Annotated in this window: 9 protein-coding genes; 3 read left to right on the forward strand and 6 right to left on the reverse strand. The window is 73.5% G+C overall.

Annotation, left to right across the window (positions count from 1 at the left end; genetic code table 11):
* Window positions 1-77: 77 nt before the first annotated feature.
* Together E0D90_RS19300 and E0D90_RS19305 are read left to right on the forward strand one after the other, a co-directional pair.
* The gene (locus tag E0D90_RS19300) at window positions 78-782 is read left to right on the forward strand and encodes a response regulator (RefSeq protein ID WP_130799417.1); all 705 of its coding nucleotides are present in this window, start codon (window positions 78-80) and stop codon (window positions 780-782) included.
* 271 nt (window positions 783-1053) lie between these two features.
* On the forward strand, window positions 1054-3243 hold the full coding sequence (locus tag E0D90_RS19305) for an MMPL family transporter (protein ID WP_130799421.1): 2190 nt from the start codon (window positions 1054-1056) through the stop codon (window positions 3241-3243).
* Between the two features lie 113 nt (window positions 3244-3356).
* Here E0D90_RS19305 and E0D90_RS19310 read toward each other — a convergent pair whose 3' ends face one another.
* From E0D90_RS19310 to E0D90_RS19320, 3 genes are all read right to left on the reverse strand, one after another.
* Window positions 3357-4529 (reverse strand): aminoglycoside phosphotransferase family protein, encoded by a 1173-nt coding sequence (locus E0D90_RS19310; protein WP_130799418.1) that lies wholly within the window; start codon window positions 4527-4529, stop codon window positions 3357-3359.
* A gap of 200 nt (window positions 4530-4729) precedes the next feature.
* Window positions 4730-5416: an HAD family hydrolase gene (locus E0D90_RS19315; RefSeq protein WP_103504672.1), complete on the reverse strand. Its 687-nt coding sequence runs from the start codon at window positions 5414-5416 to the stop codon at window positions 4730-4732.
* Window positions 5417-6307, reverse strand: a complete 891-nt coding sequence (locus E0D90_RS19320) for a GntR family transcriptional regulator (protein WP_227870329.1) — start codon at window positions 6305-6307, stop codon at window positions 5417-5419.
* Between the two features lie 166 nt (window positions 6308-6473).
* Between E0D90_RS19320 and E0D90_RS19325 the strand changes: the two genes are divergently transcribed.
* Entirely contained in the window at window positions 6474-6656 is a 183-nt protein-coding gene (locus tag E0D90_RS19325) for a hypothetical protein (protein ID WP_103504674.1), read from the forward strand.
* A gap of 307 nt (window positions 6657-6963) precedes the next feature.
* Here E0D90_RS19325 and E0D90_RS19330 read toward each other — a convergent pair whose 3' ends face one another.
* The 3 genes from E0D90_RS19330 to E0D90_RS19340 all read right to left on the reverse strand — a co-directional run bounded on the left by E0D90_RS19330 (window position 6964) and on the right by E0D90_RS19340 (window position 9739).
* Entirely contained in the window at window positions 6964-7335 is a 372-nt protein-coding gene (locus tag E0D90_RS19330) for an FKBP-type peptidyl-prolyl cis-trans isomerase (RefSeq protein ID WP_103504675.1), read from the reverse strand.
* 116 nt (window positions 7336-7451) lie between these two features.
* The gene (locus E0D90_RS19335) at window positions 7452-8693 is read right to left on the reverse strand and encodes a GNAT family N-acetyltransferase (RefSeq protein ID WP_130799419.1); all 1242 of its coding nucleotides are present in this window, start codon (window positions 8691-8693) and stop codon (window positions 7452-7454) included.
* A 95-nt stretch (window positions 8694-8788) separates the two neighbouring features.
* Window positions 8789-9739: an asparaginase gene (locus E0D90_RS19340; protein WP_130799420.1), complete on the reverse strand. Its 951-nt coding sequence runs from the start codon at window positions 9737-9739 to the stop codon at window positions 8789-8791.
* Window positions 9740-9846 lie beyond the last annotated feature (107 nt).

The following is a 9846-nucleotide window of genomic DNA, read 5'->3' on the forward strand; positions in this document are numbered from 1 at the left end:
CGGGGACGCGGGCCGGGGCCCGGCGGCACCGGGGCCGGAGGGCGAAGCGGGCAGGAACCAGGGCCTAGGGTTGCGCCATGACTCCTGAGCAGCCGGGTGGGGCGGCGGACGGACGGCCGGTGCGGGTGGTGCTCGCGGACGACCAGCAGCTGGTCCGCGCCGGGTTCCGGTCGATCATCGACGACGAGGACGACATCCAGGTGGTCGGCGAGGCAGGGGACGGCTCCGCCGCCGTCCGGCTCGCCCGCGAACTGCGCCCGGACGTGGTCCTGATGGATGTGCGGATGCCCGGGCTCGACGGTCTGGCGGCCACCGAACGCATCGTGGGGGACGAACGGCTGGCGGGCGTCCGTGTGGTCATCCTGACCACCTTCGACGTGGACGACTACGTCTACGGCGCGCTGCGTGCCGGGGCGTCGGGGTTCCTGGTCAAGGACACCGAGCCGGAGGAGCTGCTGCACGGCATCCGGGTCTGCGCCCGCGGTGACGCGCTGATCGCGCCCGCGATCACCCGGCGGCTGATCGCCGAGTTCGCCGGGCGGGTGAAGCGGCCCGATCCGGGGACCAGGCTGAACGCGCTGACCGACCGGGAGCGGGAGGTCGTGGTGCTGGTGGGCTCCGGGCTGACCAACGACGAGATCGCGGCGCGGCTGGTGCTCAGCCCGGCGACGGCGAAGACCCACGTCAGCCGGATCATGACCAAACTGCGCGTCCGGGACCGGGCGCAGCTGGTGATCCTGGCGTACGAGACCGGGATGATCACCCCGGGCTGGATGGGCTGACGACGCCGCCGGGCGGTGGTCGTCCCGCTGTACGGCTTCGGGGCGTCTCCGGGGCGTCTCCGGGTGTCCCGCAGGGGTCGCCGCCACCGGATACCTCCGCTGGGGTACGCCCGGTCGCAACCGGCGGCGGACGCGGTGGGCGGTGCCCGGGCCGCACGCTCTCTCCGCAGGCACGTCTAAGGAGAGAACCGTGGACACCAAGGCAGGCGGCACCGGACCCCACCGCCGAGAACGGGACCCCGCCGGCGGCCGGGCCAGCGTCTTCGCGCGCCTGGCCCGGCTCTCGCACCGGCATTGCTGGACGGCGGTGATCGCCTGGCTGGTGGTGCTGGTGGTCACCGTCGGCGTGGCGGGCGCGGTGGGCGACTCCTACCAGGACGACCACTCACTGCCCGGCACCGAGACACAGCAGGCCGTCGAGCTGATCGAACGGCACAGCCCGGGGGGCGCGGGTGACACGCTGGAGATCGTGCTGCACGATCCGTCGGGGCTGGAGGACGCGCGGACCGGGGAGGCCGTCGGGGACATGCTCGCGGAGGTCGCGGAACTGCCCGGGGTGGAGCGGGTGGGCAGCCCGTTCGACGGCGGCGGCGGCGCGGTCTCCGAGGACGGCCGGACCGCGTTCGCCACGGTCGTCCTGGAGGGAACCTCCCAGGAACTGTCGGCCGACGAGGCGCAGGCGATCGTGGACACCGCGCGCTCGGCCGCCGAGGGCGGTCAGGGCGGTCAGGCCGGGGAGGAGGGCCTGGTCGTCGAGGTGGGCGGCGCCGGTGCCCGGCAGCTCGCGGAGGGTGGTGGCGGAGCCGCCGAGGGCGTCGGCATCCTGACGGCGCTGGTCATCCTGGTCTTCATGTTCGGCACGGTCATCGCGGCCGGACTCCCCGTCGTCACCGCGCTGTTCGCGGTGGGATCGACCGTCGGACTGATCATGCTGGCCTCGCACGTCTTCACGGTGGCGAGCTACACCCCGTACGTGATGATGCTGGTGGGGCTCGGGGTGGGCATCGACTACGCGCTGCTGGTGTTCGCCCGCTACCGGGGCGAGTTGGTGCGCGGGGTGGAGCCGGAGCGGGCGGCGGTGGCGGCGCTCGACGCGGCGGGACGCACGGTCTTCTTCGCCGGGTGCACCGTGATCGTGGCGCTGCTGGGTCTGGTCGCCCTCGGGCTCGGGTCGTTGCAGGGGGTGGCGCTCGCGGTGGCGCTGACGGTGCTGGTGACGATGGCCGCCTCGCTGACGCTGCTGCCGGCGCTGCTGGGGATCTTCGGTGACCGGTTCGCCCGGCAGTTCCGGGCGCGGGCGGCGCGGCGGGCCGAGCGCGGCCGGGGCCGGGAGGGCGACCGCTGGCGGCGGATCGGTGGCGCGGTGCAGCGCAGGCCGCTGGTGGCGCTGCTGGTCGCGGTGATCGGGCTGGGCGCGCTGGCCGCGCCCGCGCTCGGGCTGCGGCTGGGCTTCGCGGACGCGGGGAACGACCCGGAGGACTCCACCACCCGGATCGCGTACGAGCTGCTGGCCGACGGCTTCGGGCCGGGGGTGAACGGGCCGCTGGTGATCGCGGTGGAGGGCGGCGACGGCGGTGCCCAGGCCGCCGGCGCGCAGGCCGCCGAACGGCTCGCGGAGGCCGGCGGGGTGGCCTCGGTGACCGGTCCGATTCCTTCTGAAGACGGCGAGTTGGCGACGCTGATCGTCCATCCGGACAGTGCCCCGCAGGACGAGGCGACCGCGGATCTGGTGCACGAGCTGCGGGACGAGGTGCTGCCGCCGCTGGCTGCGGACAGCGGCGCCGAGTTCCTGCTGGGTGGCCCCACCGCCGGGGTCGCGGACTTCTCCACGCAGGTCGGTGAGCGGATGCCGGTCTTCGTGCTGATCGTGGTCGGCGTCTCGGTGGTGCTGCTGACGGTGGTGTTCCGGTCGCTGCTGATTCCGCTGAAGGCGGCGATGCTGAACCTGCTGTCGATCGGTGCGGCACTGGGCGCGGTGGTGCTGGTCTTCCAGCACGGCGCGTTCGGGGTCCAGCCGGGGCCGGTGGAGGCGTTCGTCCCGGTGATGATCTTCGCGATCGTGTTCGGGCTGTCGATGGACTACGAGGTCTTCCTGGTCTCACGCATCCACGAGGAGTGGGAGCGGACCGGCGACCCGGGGCTGGCGGTGCGCGAGGGGCTGGCGCACACGGGCTCGGTCATCACGGCGGCCGGTGCGGTGATGGTCGCGGTCTTCGGTGCCTTCCTGCTCAGCGACGACCGGATGTTGCAGCAGTTCGGTCTGGGGCTCGCGGTGGCGATCCTGGTGGACGCGGTGATGGTGCGCTGCCTGATGGTCCCGGCGATCATGCAGTTGCTGGGGCGGCGCGCCTGGTGGCTCCCGGCGCCGCTGGCGCGGGTGCTGCCCCGGGTGGAACTGGAGAGCCACGCGGCGGGAGCCGGTCCGCGGGAGGGCGGCCGGGCGGAGCCGGCGCGGCGCTGACAGCCGCCGCCCGCCGGTCCGTTCGCCGCTGGCCTGTCGGCTGCCTGTCCGCCGGTCGCCCCAGGACCGTCCCGGGCCGGCCGGCGGTATGTCAGTGGCAAGTCGGAGGCAGCTCAGCGGCGGGGGAGTGGGGCGTCGGTGCGCAGTGCGGCGTAGCTGCGTTCGATGCGGGCCGCGGTCGGTACCCGCAACAGACCGAGGGGGGCGGCGGCGCGCGCCAGGATGTGGTGCATCTCCGTTGCCGTTGCGGCGAGTTGTTCGGGCAGCCGCTCGGGCGGCGCGGCCCGGACGGCGTCGGCGTTGCGGACGGCGTCGGTGATGGCGGACTGCACCCGCTTGTACTTCAGATAGCGCGTCAGGTCGGTGTCGAGTCCCGCGGCGGCCCCGGGCAGGACCGCCTCCATGGTGTGGGCCCAGCGGTTGATGACCGCGCCCTCCTGTGCGCGGGGGTAGCGCATCAGGTGCAGGTGGGTGGCGAGGTCGTACAACGGGTCGCCTATCAGCGCCAGTTCCCAGTCGATGGTCCACAGCGCGGAGTCGGCGTCGGCGACGATCAGGTTGTCGCGGTGCAGGTCGGCGTGGAGCAGGCAGAACGGCCGTCCGGTCAGTCTCGCCGCCGCGCGCCCCAACGGTCCGCCCGCGGCGACCGCCTCCGGGCGGATGCCCAGTCCGGCGAACAGGCCGGGCAGCAGCGGTGCGTGGCGGCGGTAGACCCGGGTGCGGGTGAACCGCAGCAGCGACCACAGGAACTCGTTGCTGGAACGGGGGCGTTCGAAGGGCGGGCAGCTGTGCAGGGTGCCGAGACCGACCGGGCCGACGCTGCCCAGATGCCCGAAGAGCTGCATGATGTCGCCGAGTTGGCGCCCGGTCAGCCAGGTGCCGGGAGGGCGGAGCGCGGAGAGGGCGTGGCCCTCGATGTAGTCGTGGGTCTGGAGGCCGGGCGCGGCCTGGTGCGCGCGCGGCACGCGGGGGACGCCGCGGCGGGCCAGTTCGCGCAGCAGGCCGTCCTCGTCGAGGACGCAGCGCGGGTCGAACCGGGGTACCCCCAGATGGGGTTCACCGGTCTTGACCCGGCCGCCGGGCGAGCGGGACGCGCCCGCCGGCAGGCGGTGCACCTGCCAGCTGCGGTGGTGGCCGGCGGGGGCGCCGGGCGCTCCCGCCGGTTGGGGCGCGGGCGGTACCGGCGCCGGCCCGCCGGGCGCCGACGCGCGCGGCGGGGCCGGCGGCGGGTACGGCGGCGCGGCGGTGATCATGGCGGAACGGGGGAAAGGCGGTGGCTTGCTCATGGGGACACACTCCGGTACGGGGTGCGGCGCGGGCGGTTGCATGGCCCGGTGGACCGGCAGGGAGCGGTCCCACAGCGATTGTGGAGCCTTGGACACCGTCCGGGGCGTGGGGAGGCCCGTGACGGGGAGGCGCGCGGCGGCGGCGGACCGGCGCATCGCCGGTGTGGGGCCTCAGCCGGACGGTTGCCGGTCGGGAACGTTCACCCGAAGGAGTCAAGTGACGGTAGTGAGTTCACCGTGCTCAGTACTTTCCCCAGGGAGGTGACGACATGCGCGGCGCCGGCCGCGTGCAGCTGTTCGGCCCGGGCGGGGTCGGGGGCGAAGCCGAGGAAGCCGACTCCGGCGGCGCGGGCGGCGGCCAGGTCGGTGGGGGTGTCGCCGATCATGAGTGCGCGTTCGGGTGCCGTTCCGGTTGAGCACAGGGCCCGGTGCAGGCAGTCGGGATGGGGCTTGAGCAGGGCGGTGTCCCCGGCACGGCCGTGCACATGGCCCCCGAAGCGGTCGCTGAGCCGCCGGGTGTCGAGGTAGGCGGCCACGGCGTGGGCGGAGTTGTTGCTGGCGACGGCGAGCCTGCGCCCGCGTTCGTCGAGGGCGTGGACCAGCGCGGCCGCGCCGGGTGTGGGGCGCGCGGTGGCGGCGGCACGCACCTCCTCGCGGGTCAGTGCCTGCTCGACCAGCCGGGAGCCGGCGGTGCCGGGGCGTGCGGCGGCGACGGCGCGCAGCACGGCGTGCGGATCGTCGGTCTCCGGGGCCGGCAGACGGTGTTCGGCGGCGAGGGCGCGGAGCCGGGCGGCCACCGAGGCGGCGGTGCGGATCGCGAACAACGAGCACAGCGGCCCGTCGAAGTCGAAGATCACACACTCGACATGAGCGAAGAGTTTCCTCATCTAACCGAGTGTGACGGGCTCGGCTATCGTTGACCAGAGGGACTCGAACCACAGCCGGGACTCGGCGACGAACGCGGCGTCCTGCTCGTCGCGGCTGTCCTTGTCGCGGGAGGCGCGGAAGATCTTGGAGCTGAGCCCGAGAACGTCGTAGATCTCCAGCTCCTCGTTCTCGAACTCCACCGTCCTGGTGACGACTTGGTAGTAGCCCGTGAGGGCCTCCAGGTCGTTGAGGAGATAGAGCTTGTAGAGCGGGGTCACCTCGACGGTGCGTATCTCGACTCGTACCTCCTTCACCAGCCCCCGTTCGGCCAGGGAAAGCAGTTGGTGGCGCAAAGAGGCCGAAAAGGTACGGGTGATGCGCTGGAGGCGGGCGATCGGCCGCGGGTCCGCCGGGTCGGAGACCAGGCGCGGGAAGGCCGGGTGGATGCCCGGGCTGGGCAGCAGGATGCGGACGTTGATCGAGCGGGGTCGCAGCTCCCCGGCGGAGACCGCGATCAACGGGGCGGCGAGCGCGGAGTTCAGGGTCTCGGTGGTGAGGGAGAAGGCGTCGATGGAGACGTGTTCGGCCTGGAAGGCGGTCGCGATGCGGTCCGCCAGCTCCACGTCGGCGGGGCGCGGTGCGTCCTGTGTCGGCGTCATGACCTGCGCGGGAGCGCCTCGCCCCCGGGAGCCCAGGTACCCCTCACGTTCCAGGAGTCCCAGTACCTGCCGTATCACCGCGCGGGTGGTCCCGAACTGCTCCGCGAGCTCCCGCTGGGTGGGCAGCCGGGAGGACGGTGCCAGCTCGCCGGACCTGATCCGGGCGCGCAGGGTCTCGGCGATGTGGTCGGGGGACTGCGGACCGGCCTGGAGGGCCTGGTCCTCGGCTGCCGGGCGGCTCTCCTCGGTCACAGCCCTCACCATACAACTTTCGGACAGTTGTGGGGAGTTCGTACGAAGACGTTCTTACCCAGGGCGGTTGGGGAATCAACTAGGCGTAGTTGGTTAACAACTTCGCCAACTCGGCGACAGTTAGGCCGGGTTGGCACCTTCACCGAGAAGCCGGGGAGTGGTACCCATGCTCGTCACAGGTCTGCTGGTAGCCGCACTGGCGGTGTTCGTCGAACGTCTGGTCGAGGTGCAGCTCGGGCTGCCGGGAGTCGTCGGCCTCTTACTGCTCCGCACCGGCCTCACCACCAAGAGCGGTGTCTGTGTCTCCATAGGCACGCTCCTGCTGATCGTGCTGGTGATCTGGGGTTGATGCCGACGCCGCCGCCTCGTCCACCCGAGGACGCGGGTGACGACGCCGGTGCTCACCGCCCCTCCTGCCGAACGGCGCAACGCCCGGGTCCCGCCGGGCCCCCGACGCCGGCCGCGGTGCCTCGACGCACCGCGGCCGACATCGAGGGCTCATCGGTCCCGGGCTTCGTCGCGTCCGGACCGGGCCGGGTTGGCCCCGGTTGGTTCGAGTTGGTTCCGGGGTGGCCGGGAGTTGGTTCCGGGGTGGCGCGGCGCGCCGCCGCCCGGTCCGGCCCCGGACGGCCCGGCCGGGCGACGGTGAGGCGGCCTCAGACGCCGAGCAGGTCCACCACGAAGATGAGCGTCGAGCCCGCCGGGATCAGGGGCGAGGGCGACCGGTCGCCGTAGGCGAGGTGCGGGGGAATGACCAGCTCGCGCCGGCCGCCGACCCGCATTCCCTCGACGCCCTGGTCCCATCCCTTGATGACCCTGCCGCCGCCCAGGGGGAACCTGAAGGTCTGCCCCCGGTTCCAGGAGGCGTCGAACTCCTCCCCGCCGGCGTAGGTGACGCCGACGTAGTGGACCTCCACGACGGCGCCGGGCTTGGCCTCCGCCCCGTCCCCCACGACGATGTCCCTGATCCTCAGATCGCTGGGAACGTCTCCCTCGGGGAAGTCGATCTCGGGTTTCGACAGGCTCATCGCGGCCTCGTTCCTCTCTGCCGGGCCGGACACATCCGCTGCGGAGCGCCCGGGACGCGCGGTCACTCCGCGCGTTCACGCGAATACGCTACCGCCATCGACTCGCCGCGCGGAAACTAGAAGACGTCGGCCGTCCAGGGCCGCATCGGCGTGTGCAGCAGCCGGTCGGCGAGGGCGAGGGCCCCCGGCCGTTCCTCGTCCACCAGCCCGAGCAGCGCCAGCCGGGACGCCGAGCGGTCTCCCAGGTACAGGGTGCCCAGCGCGCCCGAACCCAGCGTCAGATCGGCGCTGCGGGTGGTCGGCACGCACCGCGCGCCCTCCGCCGAGGCGGTCAGCGCGAAGCGGCCGGCCGCCAGCCCCATCGGGTCGGTGACCTCCAGGACCAGCTCGCCCTCACCGCCGTAGCCGCGCGCCGCCAGCATCGTCGGCACGTCCAGCGGACGCAGCCACAGGAAGTCCTGCGCCGCGGTGGCCCGGACGGCCCGTGGCTCCGGCACCAGGTCCGGCAGCAGCGCGTCCGGGCCCTGCCGCTCGGCGGAGATCCGCACCACCCAGTCCAGGGAGAGGATGAAGTGCCACAGGGCGCGCTCGGCGTCCGGTGTGGCCGCGATCAGGCTGTGCACGGTCGCCGTGCCGTCGGGCACCCCCCGCGTCCAGCGGTGGTCGCTGGTGAAGTCCGCGAGCCCCTGCACCACGCCGTCGGCGTCCCGGTACAGCAGATGGAACGGCTCCTCCCAGCCCGGCGGTCGCTGGACGTCGCCGGTGGCGTTGCGCCACCACAGCGCGGCGCGGTCGACGGCGCCCGGCTGGCGCAGGCGGAACCGCTCGTGCAGTTCGGGGCCGGCCTTCCTCACCTCGGCGCCGTCCGTGAACACCACGCTTCCGCTCTCCACCGCCGGCCGGGAGCTGTCCAGGCCGGCCCGCAGGCCGTCGACCTCCATCGTGCAGCTGACCGTCGCCGGGCCGTAGCCGAACCGTCCGTAGATCCGGGCCTCGGCCGCCACCAGGGTGGACAGCGTCTCGCCGCCTTCCTTGGCCGCGGCGAGGTCGGTGGCGATCATCCGCCGCAGCAGCCCGCGCCGCCGGTGGCTCGCGGTCACGGTCACCCCGGTGACCGCGTGCGCCGGTACGTCGGTCCCGCCCGGGACGGTGAGCCGCTGATCGAAGCTGCGGAAGGTCGCGACGCAGGTCTCGCCGTCGAAGACGCCGCGGATGCGGCTCAGGTCGGAGTGCTCCAGCATCGCCGTGAGTTGGCCCTCCGGCAAGCGGTAGCCGTTGAGGAAGCCCAGGTGGACGGCGTGCAGCCACGCCTCGGGGTCCAGCGTGCCGTCGGTGGATGAGCGCATCTGCAGGTCCATGGCGTGACCCTAGGCAGTGCCCGGCCAGGTCCGCCACAGGTAATCGCCCCGCCGCCGTGAGCTGCGACGACGGGGCCGAGGCCGATGGACGGCCGTCAGAACGCGGCGCGGACCTCGCCCACCGGCACGCCGCCGCCGTACAGCGGCGCCTCGCCGATCCGCTCCACCACCGGGCCCCCCACGCCCAGTTCACGCAGCAGCGCGGCCAGCACCGGGCCCCGGGCACGCCCCGCGCCGTCGTCGATCTTGAACGCCAGCGCGCGCCCGTCGGCCAGCGCGACCGCCTGCACCCCTTCGGCACCCGCCTTCGCCAGCGCGCCGGGCACCTCCCGCATCAGCCAGGTGTCGGTCAGCCGCGTCCCCGCGACGTACTCCGGGTGCGCGCGCATGGCGTCGGCGACCCGGCGCTCCGGGCTGCCGGGTTCGGCCAGCACGTAGGAGCGGAACGCCCGCGCGAGGCCGGTGAGGGAGAACGCCAGCAGGGGCGCGCCACAGCCGTCGACCCCGGTGTGCGCCACCCGCTCGCCGGTGGCCGCCTCGATCTCCTCGTGGATGCGCCGCTGCAGCGGGTGCGCCGGGTCGAGGTAGCTCTCCAGCGGCCAGCCGTTGTGGACGCAGGCCGCCAGCATGGCGGTGTGCTTGCCCGAGCAGTTCATCGCGATTCTGGTGCGGCCCCGGCCGGCGGCCAGCTGCTCCTCCATCGCGGTCCGGTCCACCGGGAGATCCACCGGGCAGAGCAACTGGTCCTCGGTCAGGCCGTGTTCCCCGAGCATGGTGGCCACCAGCCGCTGGTGGAACTCCTCACCCGCGTGGCTGGCCGCCGCCAGCGCCAGGCGCTCGCCGGACAGCTCCAGGCCGGACCGCAGCGCCGCGACCGCCTGCATCGGCTTGTTGCTGGAGCGGGGGAAGCAGGGCTCGTCGGTCGCGCCGAGCGAGCGCGTCACCTCGCCGTCGGCGTCGAGCACCACCAGCGAACCGCGGTGGTGGCCCTCGACGAAGCCGGAGCGGACGACCTCGGCGAGGACGGGGGATATGGGGGACGACATCTGCGGCCTTCCGGTCGGGGTGGTCGGAACGGGTTCGGAGTACGGGTTCGGAGTACGAGGTCTGAGTACGCCTGGGAGGCGGTCGGTGGCGGGAGCGGGAGCGGGAG

Source organism: Streptomyces otsuchiensis (assembly GCF_004305975.1).
GTDB classification, from domain to species: Bacteria; Actinomycetota; Actinomycetes; order Streptomycetales; family Streptomycetaceae; genus Streptomyces; species Streptomyces otsuchiensis.

Excerpts from the sequence above, each read along its gene's own strand:
- E0D90_RS19300 (WP_130799417.1), top strand. The coding sequence starts at position 78 with ATGACTCCTGAGCAGCCGGGTGGGGCGGCGGACGGACGGCCGGTGCGG.
- E0D90_RS19310 (WP_130799418.1), bottom strand. The coding sequence starts at position 4,529 with ATGAGCAAGCCACCGCCTTTCCCCCGTTCCGCCATGATCACCGCCGCG.
- E0D90_RS19315 (WP_103504672.1), bottom strand. The coding sequence starts at position 5,416 with ATGAGGAAACTCTTCGCTCATGTCGAGTGTGTGATCTTCGACTTCGAC.
- E0D90_RS19325 (WP_103504674.1), top strand. The coding sequence starts at position 6,474 with ATGCTCGTCACAGGTCTGCTGGTAGCCGCACTGGCGGTGTTCGTCGAA.
- E0D90_RS19330 (WP_103504675.1), bottom strand. The coding sequence starts at position 7,335 with ATGAGCCTGTCGAAACCCGAGATCGACTTCCCCGAGGGAGACGTTCCC.
- E0D90_RS19335 (WP_130799419.1), bottom strand. The coding sequence starts at position 8,693 with ATGGACCTGCAGATGCGCTCATCCACCGACGGCACGCTGGACCCCGAG.
- E0D90_RS19340 (WP_130799420.1), bottom strand. The coding sequence starts at position 9,739 with ATGTCGTCCCCCATATCCCCCGTCCTCGCCGAGGTCGTCCGCTCCGGC.